At 68.9% G+C, this 18,118-nt stretch carries 16 protein-coding genes; 5 read left to right on the forward strand and 11 right to left on the reverse strand.

Annotated elements, in window-relative coordinates; genetic code table 11:
• Positions 1-64: 64 nt before the first annotated feature.
• The 4 genes from A5659_RS14195 to A5659_RS14210 are packed head-to-tail and all read right to left on the reverse strand — an operon-like array spanning position 65 to position 3,758.
• Positions 65-1,321 carry a DUF58 domain-containing protein gene (locus A5659_RS14195; protein WP_066870874.1) on the reverse strand — a complete coding sequence of 419 codons (1,257 nt, stop codon included), beginning with the start codon at positions 1,319-1,321 and terminating at the stop codon, positions 65-67.
• A gap of 7 nt (positions 1,322-1,328) precedes the next feature.
• The gene (locus tag A5659_RS14200) at positions 1,329-2,306 is read right to left on the reverse strand and encodes a MoxR family ATPase (protein WP_066870876.1); all 978 of its coding nucleotides are present in this window, start codon (positions 2,304-2,306) and stop codon (positions 1,329-1,331) included.
• Between the two features lie 19 nt (positions 2,307-2,325).
• The gene (locus A5659_RS14205) at positions 2,326-2,808 is read right to left on the reverse strand and encodes a hypothetical protein (protein WP_066870879.1); all 483 of its coding nucleotides are present in this window, start codon (positions 2,806-2,808) and stop codon (positions 2,326-2,328) included.
• Complete coding sequence (locus A5659_RS14210) at positions 2,805-3,758, reverse strand: DUF4129 domain-containing protein (RefSeq protein WP_066870887.1); 954 nt, start codon at positions 3,756-3,758, stop codon at positions 2,805-2,807. The genes A5659_RS14205 and A5659_RS14210 overlap by 4 nt, the downstream gene beginning before the upstream one ends.
• Before the next feature lie 177 nt (positions 3,759-3,935).
• Between A5659_RS14210 and A5659_RS14215 the strand changes: the two genes are divergently transcribed.
• Positions 3,936-5,321: an HNH endonuclease signature motif containing protein gene (locus tag A5659_RS14215; RefSeq protein ID WP_067181966.1), complete on the forward strand. Its 1,386-nt coding sequence runs from the start codon at positions 3,936-3,938 to the stop codon at positions 5,319-5,321.
• Here the strand turns inward: A5659_RS14215 and A5659_RS14220 are convergent.
• A complete protein-coding gene (locus A5659_RS14220; RefSeq protein ID WP_067181919.1) occupies positions 5,318-6,205 on the reverse strand; it encodes an SDR family NAD(P)-dependent oxidoreductase in 888 nt (295 codons plus the stop codon). The genes A5659_RS14215 and A5659_RS14220 overlap by 4 nt on opposite strands.
• Entirely contained in the window at positions 6,202-6,804 is a 603-nt protein-coding gene (locus A5659_RS14225) for a TetR/AcrR family transcriptional regulator (protein WP_066870894.1), read from the reverse strand. Before A5659_RS14225 ends, A5659_RS14220 begins: the two co-directional genes overlap by 4 nt.
• Before the next feature lie 46 nt (positions 6,805-6,850).
• Here A5659_RS14225 and A5659_RS14230 point away from each other — a divergent pair, with 46 nt between their 5' ends.
• Both A5659_RS14230 and A5659_RS14235 read left to right on the forward strand, forming a co-directional pair.
• Complete coding sequence (locus A5659_RS14230) at positions 6,851-8,017, forward strand: phosphotransferase family protein (protein ID WP_066870896.1); 1,167 nt, start codon at positions 6,851-6,853, stop codon at positions 8,015-8,017.
• A complete protein-coding gene (locus A5659_RS14235) occupies positions 8,017-9,132 on the forward strand; it encodes a hypothetical protein (protein ID WP_067181922.1) in 1,116 nt (371 codons plus the stop codon). The genes A5659_RS14230 and A5659_RS14235 overlap by 1 nt, the downstream gene beginning before the upstream one ends.
• A 15-nt stretch (positions 9,133-9,147) precedes the next feature.
• On the opposite strand, the gene A5659_RS14240 is transcribed toward A5659_RS14235, so the two are convergent.
• Together A5659_RS14240 and A5659_RS14245 are read right to left on the reverse strand one after the other, a co-directional pair.
• Positions 9,148-10,515, reverse strand: a complete 1,368-nt coding sequence (locus tag A5659_RS14240) for an LLM class flavin-dependent oxidoreductase (protein ID WP_067181925.1) — start codon at positions 10,513-10,515, stop codon at positions 9,148-9,150.
• The gene (locus A5659_RS14245) at positions 10,512-11,747 is read right to left on the reverse strand and encodes an MFS transporter (protein WP_197498014.1); all 1,236 of its coding nucleotides are present in this window, start codon (positions 11,745-11,747) and stop codon (positions 10,512-10,514) included. Before A5659_RS14245 ends, A5659_RS14240 begins: the two co-directional genes overlap by 4 nt.
• A 226-nt stretch (positions 11,748-11,973) precedes the next feature.
• On the opposite strand from A5659_RS14245, the gene A5659_RS14250 reads away from it, so the two are divergent.
• Positions 11,974-13,320: a flavin monoamine oxidase family protein gene (locus tag A5659_RS14250; protein WP_066870911.1), complete on the forward strand. Its 1,347-nt coding sequence runs from the start codon at positions 11,974-11,976 to the stop codon at positions 13,318-13,320.
• Here the strand turns inward: A5659_RS14250 and A5659_RS14255 are convergent.
• A complete protein-coding gene (locus A5659_RS14255) occupies positions 13,315-14,280 on the reverse strand; it encodes an alpha/beta fold hydrolase (RefSeq protein WP_067181931.1) in 966 nt (321 codons plus the stop codon). The two genes, A5659_RS14250 and A5659_RS14255, sit on opposite strands and share 6 nt — an antisense overlap.
• 119 nt (positions 14,281-14,399) lie before the next feature.
• Between A5659_RS14255 and A5659_RS14260 the strand changes: the two genes are divergently transcribed.
• Positions 14,400-15,785 carry an NAD(P)/FAD-dependent oxidoreductase gene (locus A5659_RS14260; protein WP_067181934.1) on the forward strand — a complete coding sequence of 462 codons (1,386 nt, stop codon included), beginning with the start codon at positions 14,400-14,402 and terminating at the stop codon, positions 15,783-15,785.
• A 17-nt stretch (positions 15,786-15,802) separates the two neighbouring features.
• Here A5659_RS14260 and A5659_RS14265 read toward each other — a convergent pair whose 3' ends face one another.
• Together A5659_RS14265 and A5659_RS14270 are read right to left on the reverse strand one after the other, a co-directional pair.
• Positions 15,803-16,897 carry a helix-turn-helix domain-containing protein gene (locus A5659_RS14265; RefSeq protein WP_067181937.1) on the reverse strand — a complete coding sequence of 365 codons (1,095 nt, stop codon included), beginning with the start codon at positions 16,895-16,897 and terminating at the stop codon, positions 15,803-15,805.
• A gap of 42 nt (positions 16,898-16,939) precedes the next feature.
• Positions 16,940-18,106: a glycosyltransferase gene (locus A5659_RS14270; protein ID WP_067181940.1), complete on the reverse strand. Its 1,167-nt coding sequence runs from the start codon at positions 18,104-18,106 to the stop codon at positions 16,940-16,942.
• Positions 18,107-18,118 lie beyond the last annotated feature (12 nt).

Consider the following 18,118-nt stretch of genomic DNA (forward strand, 5'->3'; position numbering starts at 1 on the left):
GAGCAGGCCGAAGGCCGTCGCGAACGCGGGCGCCCCCGCCCGCGCCAGTGTCCCGGCGCCGCCGTCAGCCACGAAGCCTCCCCCGCACCCGCCGTCGCCGATCGGGCAGCACACCCATCGACTGCTCCAAACCGCTATCGCCGGGCCACGACACGATATCGACGCCGATGGTGGCCATGTCGCGATACATCGCGGAGCGCTGCAAGGCCCACATCCGATCCACCAGGGGGTCCTGTTCGTCTTCGAACGGCGACGTGTCCAGAACGTCGACGGCCAGCACGACATGGCCCCGCTTGCGCAGATTGATCAGGGCCAAGGCGAATTCGGTGTCGAGCAGCGTGGAGAACGCGATGACGATCGCCCCGGCGGGAACCGCCGCGCGTGGCGCCAACGTGCCGGTGGTGTGTTCGAACCGGTCACCGGCGCGAAGGACGGTGTCGAGCACCCGATAGAACTGGCGCTGCCCGATGTCGGCTCCCAGCCAACGCGGCTGGTTGCCCCCGAGGGCGACGATGCCGGCCCGGTCACCATGGCGCAGTGCGGTTTGCACCACCTGCGCCGCGCCGCGAACGACGCGTTCGGTGGCCTCGGTCGCCGGCCCGGCCGGCTGCCGGTAGCCGTCGATCAGCACCACCACGTCGGCGGCGCGGTCGGTCAACCGCTGCGTCACGTGCAGTTGACCCCGGCGCGCGCTCACCGGCCAATTCACCGCCCGCAGTTGGTCGCCGGGCACGTAGAGACGAATGTCGGCATATTCCACACCCGGACCGATGTGGCGGGTCAGGTGGGCACCCAACCGGTCGAGCAGCTCGGTCTGCGGGATGGGCGTCTGTTGCGGCGGTGTCAGCGGGAACACGATCACCTCGGCGGCCCCGACGACCGCCGTCCCGGTGAGCAGCCCACCGCGGGCGATCACGTCGACGCGAACCTCAATCGAATACCGGCCCCAGCGCCGCGCGGTCGCCGTGACCGTTTTCGCTTGGCTCCCATCGGTTTCCGTGATGTCGAGTTCCATGCCCGCGATGTCGGGAACCGTGAGCCGCACGGCCGAAGCCGCGTCGTCCGTCACCCAAACCCTGATGCGTGCCTGCTCGCTCTCGAAGCAACGCTGGGTGTCGGGATCGCCGTGCACCCGAACCGTCGGCACCGGGCGCTGCCAGCTGATCGAGCACAACACGCCCAGCAGCGGCGCCGCGAAGGCGATCAGCTGCCACCGGCCGCTTATCACGGCGGCGGCCATCGCGAATCCCGCGCAGGTGGCGATCGCTCGGGCCAATTCCGATGCACGCCAGCGGAACTCGACCGCAGTGCTGCGGGTCATGCTGGCCTCATCCGGTCTCGCCGGCGCCGGCGCCGGTGCGGGGCACCGGTAGGCGGTGCAACAGCTCTGCGATGACGTCGGCACCCTGGATTTTTCGTACCCACATCTCCGGACGCAGGGTGATCCGGTGCGAGACCGCGGCGATGGCGAGCGCCTTCACGTCCTCGGGGATGACGTAATCGCGGCCGAGCAGCAGCGCGCGGGCGCGGGCGAGTTGGACCAGATCGAGTTCGGCGCGGGGGCTGGCCCCGACGGCGACCTGCGGATGGTGCCGGGTGGCGTTGGCCAGTGACACCACATAATGCAGGACGTCTTCATGCACGGTTACCTGCTCGACCGATTCGCGCATTGCCAGCAGGTCGTGGGCGTCCACCACCTGGTTGACCGTCGGTTCGGCCGAACCGCGTTCGAGGCGGCGGCGCAGCATCGACGTCTCGTCGCGCTCGTTGAGATACCGCAGTTCCAGCCGGATCGCGAACCGGTCGAGTTGCGCCTCGGGCAGCGGATACGTGCCCTCGTACTCGATCGGATTGTCGGTGGCCAGGACGATGAAAGGCTGTGGCAGCTGGTGTGTTTCGCCGTCGATGCTCACCTGCCCTTCGGCCATCGCCTCCAGCAGCGCCGCCTGGGTTTTCGGCGGCGTGCGATTGATCTCGTCGGCCAGCAACAAGTTGGTGAAGATGGGGCCGGGTCGGAACGCGAAGCGGCCGGACTGCATGTCATAGATCGTCGAGCCGAGCAGGTCGGCGGGTAACAGGTCGGGCGTGAACTGCACCCGGGTGAATTGCAGACCCAACGCTGCGGCAAACGATCTCGCGATCAGCGTCTTGCCCAGGCCGGGCAGGTCTTCGATGAGGATGTGGCCGCGCGCCAGGACCGTGGTGAGGATGAGCCGCAGCGCGGATCGTTTCCCCACCACCACGCGTTCTATCTCGTCGAGAATCGCTTCACAGTGGGCGGTCGTGGTGGCGGCCGGCAGCGTCATGGTGGGATCGCGCCTCCTGTCATACCTGCTCCAGCTTTTGCAGAATCTCTTGCAGCGCCGCACGGCCCGGACCGGGTTGGCGGTCACCGCCGCGCACCACGTTGTTGGGATTGACCCATTCCCACAGTTCCACACCGAACAGCATGCGTCCGGTTGCGTGATACGCCCCGGAGTCCTTGGATCGCCTTTGGCCAGTTGTCATCTCGTACCGGCGGGCGAGCATCGGGCGTAGATGCCTGTCCCAGTCGGCCCGTGTCGACTCCGACCACCGGATCGTCGTCTCGGTGGTGGCAAGCCAGCGGCGCAACGAATCCCCGAGATCGTCGGCGTCGGCCTCCGTGTCGGCATCGGGCCCCCGCGCCAATGCGCGACGCAGAGTGAGCAGCACCAGCGCCAGCCCCACGCCGGAGGCCGCCAACACCCAGCGTCTATCCTGCTGCGTCAGCGCCAACAGTTCGATGCCGACGATGAGGCAAACGCCAAGGGTCGTAATCTTTTTCATGCGGCACTCCGCGAACCCAGCTCGTCGAGGACCAACCGGAGGACGCCTACCGCGATGTCGCGGTGGCCCTCGTTCATCACATGGGGGCTGAACCGCGCCTCGGCGAACAGGTTCACCAATTGGACGGCGTTGTCGGCGTGCAGGGCGTGGTGCTCGACCGCGCGGGCCAGCACCTCGGTGGGGGTGTCGAATTCCCGGGGGGCGGCGCCGGGAACATGTGCGAGTTCACGTTCCATCGCGGCATAGCAGGCGATGATCGCCTCGCGCGGTTCGCGGCTCAGGTCCGTCATCTCGGCCAGACCGCGTTCGGCGGCCCGCGCCAGCGACTCCGAACGCGCCGCCGGCGCCGGCGGCTCAGCCGGTTCGTCGGCGACGACGGGTGCGGTCGGACGCCAGCGCCGTCGCGCCGTGGCGACCGTACCGCCGACGAACAACACCAACATCGCGACCGTGCAGGCAAGCAGGATCCCGAGTAAGTTCTGCGAGCCGTCGCGGGGACGGTGTTGAGGCTGCTGCTGCGGCGGCGGCGCGGACGGATTCGTCGGCGGCGCCGCACCGGTATCGGGTGGTGACGGGGCCGGCGCGACGCCGTGGCCCAGGAAGCGGGCCAGCAGCATCACGACCACGAGCCAGGCCGCGATCACGGCGAGTCCGATCAGCAACACGCGCCAGCTCGGCCGCCCCCGGCCGGTGCCGAGCATCTCGGACAGTGCCCCTGCGGTCGGCGCGGGAGCGCGGGGGTCACGCAACCGCGCGACGACGGCGATCGCGATCAGCGCGAGCGTCACGGCCAGGGCCGCTACCACGAAGGCCAGCGCCGCGCGACCGCCCGACTCGTTGCGCACCGCATCGTGACGAGCCGGAAGGTAGCCGCGCAGGGCGGCCGCGACCACGAGCAGCAGGACGATCAGGGCAACGACTCGCCCTGTCGGCTTGTCTATACCAGGCATTGGCACACCACTCGATTGGTTGCCTGCCGCCGTCGCGGCACTGACTTTTCTCATACTTGCACGTCAAGCGGCCCCAGGGCCAGGACCGGCGTCGCCGCTTATCCACGGTCGGCGGTTCATCCACAGATGGTGCGTGGGCGGTGCCTGTTCGAACTTGTGTTCGATACCGTGGGCTGTGTGGGTCCTCTGGTGAACGCGGAACTGGCGCGAGAGCGCATCTGCTCGGCGCTCGACGCGATCGATGCTGCCCACGAGGTGCTGCGCCAGACCCCGTCGGACGCGGTCGGCAATGCCTTTCGGGTCGACGTCGCCGAGCGCCTGGAGGCTCAGGACCGCGCCAATCGCGGCCTGATGTACCGGACTTTCGGCGAAATCGCCGAGCCGCCGGACGGGTCAGAGTGCGTTCCGGCGGTGCGCGGCACGCTGTGGGCGCGGCTACGCATCACTCCCAAGGAAGTCGCGCGCCGCTTTCGGCTCGCTGCGCGTCTCCAGCCGCGCCATTCGCTGACCGGCGCGCCCCTGGAACCCGAACTGCCGGCGTTGGCGGAGGCGGTGGCCGCCGGCGCGGTGGGTGAGGACCACATCCGCGCCGTCTGCGCCGCCGTGGACACCTTGCCCTCCTGCGTATCGCCGTGTGATGTGGCGGATGCCGAGCGCACGCTGGTACGGCACGCGGCCAAGCTCGACGCTGCCGTGGTCACCAAGCTGGGCCACCGGATTGCCGACTATCTCAATCCCGACGGCCGCTTCACCGACGTCGATCGCGCCCGCCGCCGTGGCGTGTACCTCGGCCCGCAGGGGCCCGACGGAATGTCGCGACTCTCCGGCCTACTGGATCCCGAGGCCAGGGCCTACTTCGAAGCCCTCGAAGCGGCGGTGCGGCCCGGGCGCCATCAGGCCCCCGACAGCGATCCCGAGACGCGCGATGACCGCACCCCGGCCCAACGCGGCCACGACGCCCTCAAGCTTGGCCTCGAAATCGCCCTCGCCTCCGGCGGTCTCAGGGCGCACCGCGGGCTGCCCGTCACCGTGATCGCCACGACCACGCTGGCCGAACTCGACCGAGCCGCGCACGCCGCGGTCGACTCGTCGATCCCGATGCCCGCGCCGGCGCACACCGGCGGCGGTTCACGACTGCCCATGCCGGATTTGATTCGCATGGCCGCCAAGGCGATTCACTATCTTGCGGTGTTCGACGAGCACACCGGCCGGCCGTTGTATCTAGGGCGTCAAAAACGCATCGCATCCGCGGACCAACGGCTCGTCTGCTACGCCCGTGACCGAGGCTGCACCCACCCCAATTGCCTCGAACCCGGCTATCATTGCGAAATTCACCACGCCCACGAATGGGCAGACGGCGGACGCACGGACGCCGACAACCTGTTCTTCGCCTGCGGATCCGACCACGGCGCGGTGGGGCGCGGCGAATGGCGCACGGCGGTGGCCGGCAACGGCCGACTCGCCTGGACCGACGGCAAGGGGCCGCCCGAGGTCAATCATGCGCACCATCCCGACGAGCTGCTGCGCGGGGATCCCGACCCGCCCGAAGGCCAGCCGGCCTAGGCAGGCGTGAAAGGCCGGAAACTGCCGTCGAGGACCTGAAGGTGACCGATGGTGCGGCCGGTGACCTTCCCGGGATCGACTAGGGCCAATTCGACTGCCGCACGGGCGAATTCATCCTCCGACGCGGTGTCATCAAAGCTGCGGGCATAGTAGGCGAGCCCCGGGGTGAGGATCGGTTTGGACGGCGACAGCGCATTAACCGCGATGTTGTGGTCCGTCAGATCGAATGCGGCGCACTGGGTCAGGTGCTCGAGCGCGGCCTTGGATCCGCCATACCCGGGCAGCACGCCACCGCTGCGGTCGGCGTACGGCCCATCGCCCGGCAGTCGCGACGCGACCGAGGTGATGTTGATGATCGAGCCGCCACCCGCCTCGATCATGTCGGGGCACACCATCTGCATCAGCTCGTAGGCCGCGAAGACGGCGATGTCGAAGTGCCGGCGATACGCGTGCAGCGGCGTGCTGACGAATCCCGGCCAGCCGGGCTTGACGGCACCCGACGGCTTGGCGGCACCCGACGGCTTGGCGGTGCCGTCACGCGGTTGCGCGCCCGGCTTCGGCGGTCGCCCGGGCGCGGTGAAGGCCGCATTGTTGACCAGAATCCCGATGGGACCCAACGCCTCTCGCGCCGACTGCACCAGCCGGGCAACCTGCTCACGGTCGGTCAGGTCCGCCCGGACCGGCAGGGCCCGCCCGCCGGCTGCCTCGATGTCGGCGACGGTCTCGCCGATGGTTCCCGGCAGCCGGTCGTCCCAGACTTCTTCGGTACGCCCGGCGACCGCCACCGCGGCACCCTCGGCGGCCAGGGCCAGCGCGACGGCCCGGCCCAGACCGCGGCTGCCGCCGGTGACGATCGCGGCGCGACCCGCAAGCCGCCCCGTCACCGCCGCACCCCGTGTACGACGATGGCGGTGGTCTGCTCCACCCACGCCTCGTCGAGCTCCTCTTCCGGACGCAGCAGCATCCGCAGCATCGTCGCTCCCCCAATCAACTCGATCAACCGGTCGGGATCCACATCGGGATGGGCTTCGCCCCGGTCAACCGCCTCCCGCAGCCGCACCCGCACCGCGGTGAACAAATCCACGAACCGCGACATCACCCGCGCGTTGAGCGCCGGGTCGGCCGTCATGTCGGCAACCAGACCGGGCAACGCGGCACGCACCACCGGGGTGGTGAACACGTCGCGGGTGGCCTCGATCATCATCCGCATGTCGGCGGCGATGTCCCCGGCCGGCGACTCCAGGGCGGTCGGGGCCGTCGGGAACGCGGCCTCGTGCACCAGCTCGGCCTTGCTCGACCACCGGCGGTACAGCGCGGATTTCGTGGTGCCGGCGCGCTCGGCGACCGCGGCCAGGCTGATGTTGGAATAGCCCGTTTGGACAAGCAGTTCCGCGGTCGCCGAAAGGATCGCGGAGTCGATACGCGGATCGCGCGGGCGGCCGGCGCCGGAGGCCTTGTCAAGGCCGGACGGGTCTGCTTTCATAACGCTACCTACCGTATCGTAATTGCCTCAACGAAGGAGGCACCTTATGGCAACAGAACCGGCGGTCGACAACGTCGACCGGCTGCAACGCTCCAGCCGCGACGTCAGCACATTGCCGACGGTCATGTCACGCTGGCTCTCCACCGTACTGCCGGACGCCGCAAATCCCGAGGTGACCGTGGAAAGCGGCGTGGATTCGACGGGCATGTCGTCGGAAACGATCATCCTGACCACCCGCTGGCAACAGGACGGCCGGCCGACCGAACAGAAGCTGGTGGCGCGGGTGGCCCCCACCGCCGAGGATGTGCAGGTCTTCCCGACCTACCGGCTCGACCACCAATTCGACGTCATCCGCAAAGTGGGTGAGCTCACCGACGTGCCCGTGCCCCGGGTGCGCTGGCTGGAGAACACCGGCGACGTCCTGGGCACACCGTTTTTCGTGATGGACTACGTCGAGGGCGAGGTGCCGCCCGACGTCATGCCGTACACCTTCGGCGGCAACTGGTTTGCCGACGCGCCCGCCGAGCGGCAGCGCGAACTGCAGGACGCCACCGTCGGCGTCCTGGCCACGTTGCACTCGATCCCGAACGCGCAGAGCACATTTGGCTTCCTCACCGAGGGGCAATCCGGCGACACCGCGCTGCGCAAGCACTTCAACTGGGTGCGGTCCTGGTATGACTTCGCGGTACCCGACATCGGGCGATCACCGCTACTGGAGCGGACCTTCGACTGGCTGGAGGCCAACTGGCCGGCCGCGGCGGCCGCCGCCGAGCCGGTGCTGCTGTGGGGTGACGCCCGGGTCGGCAACGTGCTGTACCACGATTTCCGGCCGGTGGCGGTGCTGGACTGGGAGATGGTGACGTTGGGTCCGCGCGAGCTGGACGTGGCGTGGATGATCTTCGCGCACATGGTCTTTCAGGAGCTGGCCGGCCTAGCCACCCTGCCCGGGCTACCCGGGGTGATGCGCGAGGAGGACGTGCGCGCCACCTACGCGCGGCTGGCCGGAGTCGAAGTCGGCGACCTGCACTGGTTCTACGTGTACTCCGGCGTGATGTGGGCGTGCGTGTTCATGCGCACCGGCGCCCGGCGGGTGCACTTCGGCGAGACCGAAAAGCCCGACGACGTCGAATCACTGTTCTATCACGCCGGATTGATGCGCAGGCTAATCGGTGAGGGGTTGATCGGCGAGGGCCCAATCGGAGAGGACCAATAATGCTCGGACCGCTCGACGAGTTCCCGGTACATCAGATCCCCCAGCCGATCGCCTGGCCGGGCTCCTCGGACCGCAACTTCTACGACCGCTCCTACTTCAACGCCCACGACCGCACCGGCAACATCTTCGTGATCAGCGGCATCGGCTACTACCCCAACCTCGGGGTCAAGGACGCGTTCCTGCTCATCCGGCGCGGGGATACCCAGACCGCCGTTCATGTTTCGGACGCCATCGATCAAGACCGGCTCAACCAGCACGTCAACGGCTACCGCGTCGAGGTCATGGAACCGCTGCGCAAGCTGCGCCTCGTGCTCGACGAAACCGAAGGCATCGCAGCCGATCTCACGTGGAATGGCCTGTTCGACGTCGTGCAGGAACAACCGCACATCCTGCGCTCGGGCAACCGGGTCACCCTGGACGCGCAGCGCTTCGCGCAGCTGGGCAGCTGGAGCGGGCACATCGTCATCGACGGCGAGCAGATCACCGTCGACCCCGACACCTGGCTGGGCAGTCGCGACCGGTCCTGGGGCATCAGACCGATCGGCGAGGCCGAGCCCGCGGGCCGGCCCGCCGACCCGCCCTTCGAGGGGATGTGGTGGCTCTACGTACCCATGGCATTCGACGATTTCGCCATCGTGCTCATCATCCAGGAAGAGCCCAACGGGTTCCGCTCGCTCAACGACTGCACCCGCATTTGGCGCGACGGGCGCGTCGAGCAGCTGGGCTGGCCCCGGGTCAAGATCCACTACCGCTCCGGGACCCGCATCCCGACCGGCGCGACGATCGACGCCACCACCCCGGACGGGACCCCGGTCCACTTCGACGTCGAGTCCAAGCTGCCGGTGCCCATTCACGTCGGCGGCGGCTACGGCGGCGACTCCGACTGGATCCACGGCACCTGGAAGGGCGAAAAGTTCGCCGAGCGGCTGACGTACGACATGACCGACCCGGCCATCGTCGGCCGCGCGGGGTTCGGCGTGATCGACCACGTCGGCCGCGCGGTCTGCCGCGACGGCGACGGCGAGCCGGTCGAGGGTTGGGGCCTCTACGAGCACGGCGCGCTGGGCCGCCACGACCCGTCCGGGTTCAAGGATTGGCTGACGGTCGCGCCCTAGGTCAGCGGCGGTAATTCAGCGGCGGTAGGCCGCGCCCGGGTGGTCGTCGGGCAGCAGCGGCCCCCCGGCGCCGAGCCGCTGGCGCAGCGTGGAACGCGGCGGCCGCTCGGGGACGCGTCCCCGCCGACGCAGCTCGGGGACAACGAACTTCGCGAAATCGACGAAGGTGCCCGGGGTCGTCACGTAAGCCAGGTTGAACCCGTCGACGTCGGCCTCGGTGACCCACCGCTCGAGTTCGTCGGCCACCTCGGTCGGCGAACCCACCAGCACCGGGCCGCGGCCGCCGATCCCGATCTCGTCGGCCAGCTCGCCCACCGTCCAGGCGCGTTCCGGCGCGGCGGTGGTGAACGAGGCCAGCGCCGAGCGGTTGGCGTCGGTCTCTACGTATTTCAGCGGTTCGCCGGGGTCGAGTTCGGCCAGGTCGACCCCGGTCCAGCCGCCGAACAACGCCAGCGCTGCGGCGCGGCTGACATACCGCCGGTATTCAGCCAGCTTGGCGACGGCCTCGTCGTGGGTCGCGGCGACCACCGGGGTCACCATGGTGAACACCTTGATCGAGCGTGGGTCGCGGCCCAGCTCGGCGGCGGCGGTCCGCAACGCGCGCACCGGACCGCGAACGATCTGCGGCGTCGGGCCCGAGACGAAGACCGCCTCGGCGTGGGCCGCCGCGAACCGCACGCCCCGCGCCGACGCGCCCGCCTGAAACAGCACCGGGGTGCGTTGTGGCGACGGCTCGCACAGGAACGGACCGGGCACCGAGAAGTAACGGCCCTTGTGCTCGATGTCGTGCACCTTGGCCGGGTCGGTGAAGACGCCCCGCTGCGGGTCGCGCACCACGGCGTCGGCCTCCCACGACCCCTCCCACAGCTTGTAGCAGACCTCGAGGTACTCGTCGGCGATCTCGTAACGCTGGTCGTGCGGGATCTGGGCGTCCAGGCCCAAATTCCTTGCGGCGCTGTCCAAATAGGACGTGACGATGTTCCACGCCACCCGGCCGCCGGTCAGGTGGTCCAGCGTCGAGAGCCGGCGGGCCAGCGCGTAGGGCTGCTCGTAGGTCAGCGACAGGGTGATCCCGAAGCCGAGGCCCTCGGTCACCGCCGCCATCGCCGAGACCGCGGCCGTGGGGTCGTTGACCGGAAACTGGGCGGCGTCGACGACCGCAGCCTCGCGCGAGCCGCCGTACACGTCGTAGACCCCGAGCACGTCGGCGAGAAACAACGCGTCGAATCCGCCGGTCTCCAGGATGCGGGCCAGCTCGGTCCAATAGCCCAGCTCCCGGTACCGGTAGCCCTGATCGTCGGGATGCCGCCACAACCCCGCGGACTGATGCCCGACACAGGCCATGTCGAAGGCGTTGAGAAAGATCCTGCGCGGCGCACTCACCCGATGTCATCCTCACGCGTCTCGCGCGCCGCGTACGCGGCGGCAATCGTGATCGCCGCCAGCACCGCGAAGTACGCCACGATCAGCCACGGCCGGCCACCGCCGACCACCAACAACGACGCGGCGATCAACGGCGCGAACCCTCCCGACAGTACGGCACCGATCTGATAACCCAGCGACGCGCCGCTGTAGCGCACCCGGGTGCCGAAGAGTTCGGCGAACCAGGCCGCCTGCGGGCCATACATCGCGTCATGAACAACGTTGACGCCGAACACGATTGCCAGCACGACCCATAGCGCCGACCCGCTGCCGGCGGCCAGGAAGAACAACGCCAGGGCAACGACCCCGGCCAGCGCGCCGAACAGATACGGTGGCCGCCGCCCCACCCGGTCCGACAGCAGCGCCCAGCCCGGCGTGCTGAGCAACCCGAGCGCCGAGGAGACCAGCACCGCGATCAGACCCTCCGCGCTGCCCTTGCCGAATGAATCCTGAAGATAGCTAAGCGAATACGTCGTCAACAAAACGAAAAGCCCGATCTGCGACAGCCGCAATCCGGTGGTGATGACCACGTTGCGCGAGTCGGTGCGCAGCACCTCCACTATCGGCAGCCGGGCCAGCTCGTCGCGCCGCTTGAGCCGCTCGAAGATTTCCGCATCGGTCAGCTTCAGCCGGACGAACAGGCCGATGCCGACCAGAAAAACGCTGAGCAGGAACGGGATTCGCCATCCGTAGGTGAGGAAGGCCGGCCCGGTGACCTTGCGCGCGAGGAAGAACACCGAGGTCGCCAACAGCATGCCGGCCGGCGAGCCCAACTGGGTGAAGCTGCCGAACAATCCGCGACGATCGGGCGGTGCGTGCTCCACCGAGAGCACGGCGGCGCCACCCCATTCGGCCCCCACGGCCAGGCCCTGCACCACCCGCAGGGTCGCCAGCAGCGCCGGCGCCAGCAGCCCGGCCGCGGCATAGGTCGGCAGCGCTCCGATCGCGGTGGTGACCAGACCCATCACCACCAACGCGCCCACCAGAACCGCCTTGCGGCCCAACCGGTCGCCGAAGTGCCCCGACAGCACCGCACCGAGGGGCCGGGCCCCGAATCCGGCGGCGTAGGTGGCGAACGAGGCCAGTGTCCCCGCGGTCGATGAGATATTCGGGAAGAAAAGCGGTTTGAAGACCAACGCCGACGCGGTCGCGTACAGGTAGAAGTCATACCACTCGATGGTGGTGCCGATCATGCTGCCCAGCGCCACGGTGCGCAGGTTCGGCGCGGCGCCGGCGACCACGGCTGAACTGGCAGGACTGGCGGCAGAACTGGTGACGGGGCTTTCGGAAAGCACGTGGTGGCAGCGTAATTAACATAGCGAGCTAGGCATATGTTTGCCATCGCCGTGAGCCAAACGCCGGCGACCAGCTTGTAAGAAATTGCCATGAAATGCGCAGAAATGCGGTTCACTAGACCGCGTGTCGAATCCGCCGCGCATTGTCGACGTTGTCGTCGTCGGTGCGGGCTTCGCCGGACTTGCCGCGGCGCGCGAGCTGGCACGGCAAGGCCACGATGTGGCGGTTTTCGAGGGCCGCGACCGCGTCGGCGGACGGTCCCTGACCGGCAGCGTCGCCGGATTGCCGGCCGATCTAGGCGGCACGTTCGTCGGGCCGACCCAGGACGCCGTACTGGCGATGGCCGCCGAACTCGACGTCCCGACCACCCCGACGCATCACGACGGCAAGAACCTGATCCATTGGCGCGGGTGGACGCACGCGTATCACGGCACCATCCCCAAGCTTTCGCTGACCGGCCTGCTGGATATCGGCCGGCTGCGCTGGCAATTCGACAGGATCGCGCGCAGCGTCCCGCTGGCGGCGCCGTGGGACGCCCGCCGCGCGCGTGAACTCGACGGCCTGTCGCTCGGCGGCTGGTTGCGCTCGGTGCGTGCGACGGCTTCCTCGCACGACCTGCTGGCGATCGTGGCGCGGGTGACCTGGGGATGCGAACCCGACGACGTGTCGATGCTGCACGCCGCCCGCTACGCGCACGCGGCCGGCGGGCTGGACCGGCTGCTCGACGTCGAGGACGGCGCCCAACAGGACCGCTTCCCCGGTGGCACGCAACAGATCGCCGAGGCGGCGGCCGCCGAACTGGGCACCCGGGTGGTGCTCAACGCCCCGGTGCGGCGGATCGAGCGGCACGGCGCGGGCGTCACCGTCACCACCGACCTCGGCGAGACCGAGGCCGGGTTCGTCATCGTCGCCATCCCGCCGGCTCACCGCGCCTCCATCGAGTTCACTCCCCCGCTGCCCGCCGAGTACGAGCAACTCGCCCGGCACTGGCCGCAGGGCCGGCTCAGCAAGGCCTACGCCGCCTACTCCACGCCGTTTTGGCGGACCAACGGGTTTTCCGGGCAGGCGCTGTCCGACGAGGGCCCGGTCTTCATCACGTTCGACGTCAGTCCGCACCCGGACGGACCGGGCATCCTGATGGGTTTCGTCGACGCCCGCTCGTTCGACTCGCTACCCAGCGATCAGCGTCGCCGCGACGCGTTGCGCTGCTTTGCAACGCTTTTCGGAGACGACGCGCTCAAGCCCTTGGACTACGTCGATCACCGTTGGGGCGCAGAGGAATTCGCGCCGGGCGGCCCCACCGCCGCGGTGCCGCCGGGATCGTGGACCCGGTTCGGGCCGTGGCTGCGCGAACCGGTCGGGCCGATCCACTGGGCCGGCACCGAAACCGCCGACGAGTGGACCGGTTTCCTCGACGGGGCGATTCGCTCCGGGCAGCGCGCGGCCGCGGAGATCACCGCGCTGCTATGAGCTGATCCGGCGGGTGGCCGCGTTGCGCATCGCCGTTTCGGCGAGCGCGCGCAGCTGGCGGTTCACCTCGCGGGGGTGTTCGAGCATCGAGCAGTGCCCGCCGGGCAGTTCGACCAGGTCGATCAGGTTGGGCACGCTGCGCGCGATCCTGCGGGACTGGCTGATCGGGGTGAGCCGGTCGCGTTCGCTGCCGATGACCAACGTCGGGACGGTCAATCCGTCCAGGTCGAGATAGCGCGACCCGAGAGACGCGACCAGCGCCCTCGCGCACCCCGCCCGTCCGGCCGGTGAGGTGTTCTCGAAGAGCTCGTAGACAAGCCTGGCGATGCCCGGATCGGCGTCTCGTCCGGTGGCCAGCATCGCCACCACATAGCGGCTCGGGATGCGGGCGGGACCGGGCACCGCGAACCCACCGAACGCATTGATCAGGGTGCGGCCGGCCAGAACCCGGGCCGGCGACAACCCGTAGGGCACCGGCAACAGCTGCACCTTGCGGATCAGATCGCCGGTGGTGGTGTTGATCAGCGCGACCGCGTCCGCGCGCCGGGGAACCTTGTGGCGGTAGCGCTCCGACCACGCCGCGATGGTGATGCCGCCCATCGAGTGGCCGGCCACCACGGCGCGTTCGTGCGGCGCCAAGGTCGCATCCAGCACCGAATCCAGGTCGGAGGCAAGGTGTTTGATGCTGTAATTGTTGGCTCGCGGCAAGCCACTGCGGCCGTGGCCTCGATGATCGAAGGCGATCACCCGGTAGTCGTGGGACAGGTCGGCGATCTGATACGCCCACGCCCGGATGGCGCAGGTGATGCCGTGCGTCAAGACGATCGGATAACCGTCGGGCGGCCCGAACACCTCCGCGTGCAACCGGGTGCCGTCGGCCGCCCGGACCGTGACGGTCTCACTGGGCGGCAGCCGGTCGGGGAACGGGTCAACCGGGCGGGCCGATCGTCGAGCACTCATCACCGCTCCCCCCTCCAACGCGGCGCCGTTGCCGCAGCTGAGGATGGGACGATTTTATCCCTAAGTTCGGTTCGCTTTTGGTAAATCCGGCAAACGATTCTTATGAGACGCTTAGACTCGTGTCGGGGTTGTCGCGCCGGGCATTCTTCGCGGCCGCGACCGGCGTGGCCGGTGGCGCGCTGGCCGCCGGGTGCGCACCGAACCAACCGACACCCGCCACGGGCCGCCCGTCCGCTCGGCCCGCGCCGGACACCACCTCGATCCTCGTCGTCGGCGCCGGGATGGCGGGTTTGTCGGCCGCCCGCAGCCTTGCCGACGCCGGGCGCCCGGTTCGCGTCATCGAAGCCCGCGACCGCATCGGTGGCCGGGTCTGCACCGACCGCGGCTGGGGCACGCCCCTGGAGCTGGGCGCCTCGTGGATCCACGGCACGACGGACAACCCGCTGACCGAGCTGGCCCGCCGGGCGCGATCGCAACTGGTAAGCACCGACTATTACGGGTGGGTCAGGCTCGCGGTCGATCCCGCGCTACAGCCGCTGGATTACCAGAGCGCAACCTGGCGATCGTTTGTCGAACGGGCGCGCGGTCTGCGCGACGCGACAAGCCTGGGCGCCGCGGTGCAAGCCGCCGCCGACGGCGCACGGCTGTCCGCATCCGACCGCGCCCAGCTGGCCTTCTATCTGACCACGGAGATCGAGGACGAATACGCCGCCGACGCGAATCAGCTTTCGGCCGCCACCTTCGACAAGGGCGATTACGCCGGCGGCGACCAGGACGTCATCATCAACGGCTATGACGCCCTGCCCAATTCGCTTGCCGAGGGGCTGACCATCGAACTCAACACGCCGGTCACCGCGATCGTGCAACGCGATGACGCAGTCATCGTGCGGGCCAAAGACAAGTCGTTTCGGGGTCCGGCCGCGATCGTCACCGTTCCCCTCGGCGTGCTGAAATCCGGTGCGATCGCCTTCGATCCGCCGCTGCCCGACGCGCACGCCCGGGCCGTGACCGCCCTGGGCTTCGGCGCATTGTCCAAGAGCTTCTTTCGCGTGGACCAGCGAACGTGGAAGGTAGACAACGCTTTTTACCAGTACCTCGGGCCCGAAGGCGGGCTGTGGTCACAGTGGTTCACCCTGCCCGGCGATGCGGGCCCAATCGTGTTGGCGTTTAACGGCGGCGAGCGCGGGCGATTCGTGGAGTCGCGCGCGCCCGGGGACGTGCTGGCCAGCGCGCTGCCCGTGGCCCGCCGGCTCTTCGGCGACAACATCTCGCTGACCGAGGTCCGGACCTCGAACTGGACCGTCGACCCGTACGCCCTCGGCGCCTATTCGTTTCACCCGCCCGGCTCCGGCCTCGACGACCGGCGCCGGCTACAGCAACCGATCGGTGACCGGCTTTACCTGGCGGGTGAGGCGGTGGGCGTCGACAATCCGGCCACCGCCGCGGGCGCGCTGGCCAGCGGGCGCTATGCCGCCGATCAGCTCCTTCATCGACTGAACGGTTGAGCCGGCCGGCTTGGCCGTCAGGAGGATGCGGCCTGCTGCCTCAGCGTGGTGTGCGGGCTTTGGCCATAGGTCTGCCGATAGAGCACCGCGAATCGACCGGTGTGCGCGAAGCCCCACCGCTGGGCGATCTCGGTAACGGTCGAGGCGGGGGTCGTCGCTGTCATCAGCTCTTGATGGGCGCGGCTGAGCCGGACGCGGCGCATGTATTCGGTCGGAGTCGTGTCGAGCTGTCGCCGAAAGAGGTACTGCACCGCCCTTGGGGTCAGGTGCACCGCCGCCGCGACCTCGTTGATGCCGATGTCTTCGGCGGTGTGGCGGTGGATGAAAGACACTGCCTCCTTGAGGGTTTCGGGCAGGGCGAGATCGCTGGCCGGGTCGTGTTCGGTGAGGTTGGACGGGTAGCACTCGAGCAGCGCACCGGCCACCAGGTTGGCCATACCCGCCGCGATCCGCGGCTGCGCGGCGGTGTCGGCGGAAGTCAACGTCGCCACCACATAGTCCAGGGCTCGGTGCCATGCCCGCACGGCCGCACGGGAGCGCGGGCGCCAATTCAAGAACCGGGTCTGCTGCCCCAGCGACGAATGCCAGTCCGCGGCGACTCTCTGCAACGCTTCCGCCTCGACCTTGATCACGTCGAAACGCGCGCTATTGCAGTGCAATACGCACGACATGCCATGCGCGACGAGAATGGGGAAGTCCGTGGTCGCCAGCGGACCGCCCGCGACGCTCAACGATCCCGCACGCGGCTGGACCACCACGATGGTGTCGGATGCCGGGATCTCGAGGGTCGAACGACCCTGGATCATCACCTCATCGACCGTCAACAGACCGGCATCACTGCGCCGATGTGACATCGCGGCGTGAGTGGTGAGCCCGGAGATGCGCCAGCCCGGTTGATACGCGCCGGCGAAGAACCGCCGCGCGGCCTGTGCGTCGACAGTGCGAAACTGCTTGTATTGCACAGCGGCTGGGCGGATCGCCGGTTCGGACTCACGGCCGAGCACCGGACGTGCGGGACAATAACCGGACCCGGGCCCCTCGTCCGATTCCCCGACGAGCCCCACTGCCGGCTTCGCGGGTTTGCGGGCGGCCTCACTCGTCACGGTGGTCATGGCCGGCCTGGATGCTTTGCGTTCGGGCCTCGCATCATTGCCTCATCGCGCCGTCGATGGTGCAGCGATCCGGTCCTGCGGCCCGACGGTTTCGTAAATGTTCAGTGTGTCGAGCGCAATTCGCGGCCACGCGAACCGCGACACGGCGCGGCTACGGCCCGACGAACCCATGCTCTTGGACTGAAAGCGCTGGCCGAGAAGCCTTCTCGCCGCCGCGGCCAACGCGACGGGATTCTCCGGCGGCACCACCAGACCGGTGATGTCGTCGAGCACGATGTCGGCCAGCACACCCACACTGGCCGCGACCACCGCCACCCCGCTGGACATGGCCTGCAACACGGCGGTGGCCCGGGGCGGTTGACGGGGCGTGCATGCCACCATGTCGGCGGACCGGATGAACTTGGGTAGTTCGGCATCGGCGACCCGGCCGGCGAAGCGCACGCGGTCGTCCACGCCCAGCTCCGACGCGAGACGTTGCAGCTGCGCACGTGCATCATCGTGGCCGCTGCTATTGGCGTCGTTTTCGACGATCAACAATTCGGCGCCGCGCACCTTGGGCAGCGCACGGATTGCGATATCGAGGCCATTGCACCACAACGGATTTGGCGCCACCAGCAGGATACGTTGCAGCCCGTTACGCGATAATGCCGGACCAGTCGGACTGTAGCGCTCGGCGTCAACACCGCACGTCAAAGTGGACACCCTGGCCCGGCGGTGACGCAGTCGGGTAAGCGCATCGGCGTCGACGCTGCTCTCGCCCGTCACCCAGGTAGCGCTGCGCGCCAGGAGCGGTTCCACGCGCTCCCGTTCGTTCCGTTCCGGCCCGGCGTGGCCACGCGATGTCGCGGCCAAACCCAAAAAGGTCTGCACGGTCGGGATGTGTCGACGGCGCGCGGCCAGCTGGGCGGCCAAGCCGCCCAGCCAGCCGTAGGCGTGTACGACGTCTGGAGGCTCGGTCGACCAGATCCGGTCCAAAGTCGCCGCCCACTCCCCCACATCGGGCAGCACGTCAACCGGTGATGCCGCCTTGCGGGGACCGACGGGAACCGAGATGCGGTGGTAATTGGCCTCGGCGGCCACTTGCGCGGAACGCCGGCTGGCTCGTCGCAGGCAGATAGTGGCGTTGTGGCCCTGGGCCGCCAGCGCGGCGCATAGCTGCTCCGGGTCCTCCCCGACGACGTCGTCGCCACTGACAATTGCCACCCTCAACTGCTATTCCCT

The sequence above is a fragment of the Mycobacterium sp. 1165196.3 genome (assembly GCF_001673415.1).
Lineage (GTDB): Bacteria > Actinomycetota > Actinomycetes > Mycobacteriales > Mycobacteriaceae > Mycobacterium > Mycobacterium europaeum_A.

Excerpts from the sequence above, each read along its gene's own strand:
- A5659_RS14210 (WP_066870887.1), bottom strand. The coding sequence starts at position 3,758 with ATGCCTGGTATAGACAAGCCGACAGGGCGAGTCGTTGCCCTGATCGTC.
- A5659_RS14195 (WP_066870874.1), bottom strand. The coding sequence starts at position 1,321 with ATGACCCGCAGCACTGCGGTCGAGTTCCGCTGGCGTGCATCGGAATTG.
- A5659_RS14205 (WP_066870879.1), bottom strand. The coding sequence starts at position 2,808 with ATGAAAAAGATTACGACCCTTGGCGTTTGCCTCATCGTCGGCATCGAA.
- A5659_RS14265 (WP_067181937.1), bottom strand. The coding sequence starts at position 16,897 with ATGACCACCGTGACGAGTGAGGCCGCCCGCAAACCCGCGAAGCCGGCA.
- A5659_RS14255 (WP_067181931.1), bottom strand. The coding sequence starts at position 14,280 with ATGAGTGCTCGACGATCGGCCCGCCCGGTTGACCCGTTCCCCGACCGG.
- A5659_RS14225 (WP_066870894.1), bottom strand. The coding sequence starts at position 6,804 with ATGAAAGCAGACCCGTCCGGCCTTGACAAGGCCTCCGGCGCCGGCCGC.
- A5659_RS14200 (WP_066870876.1), bottom strand. The coding sequence starts at position 2,306 with ATGACGCTGCCGGCCGCCACCACGACCGCCCACTGTGAAGCGATTCTC.
- A5659_RS14245 (WP_197498014.1), bottom strand. The coding sequence starts at position 11,747 with ATGATCGGCACCACCATCGAGTGGTATGACTTCTACCTGTACGCGACC.
- A5659_RS14230 (WP_066870896.1), top strand. The coding sequence starts at position 6,851 with ATGGCAACAGAACCGGCGGTCGACAACGTCGACCGGCTGCAACGCTCC.
- A5659_RS14235 (WP_067181922.1), top strand. The coding sequence starts at position 8,017 with ATGCTCGGACCGCTCGACGAGTTCCCGGTACATCAGATCCCCCAGCCG.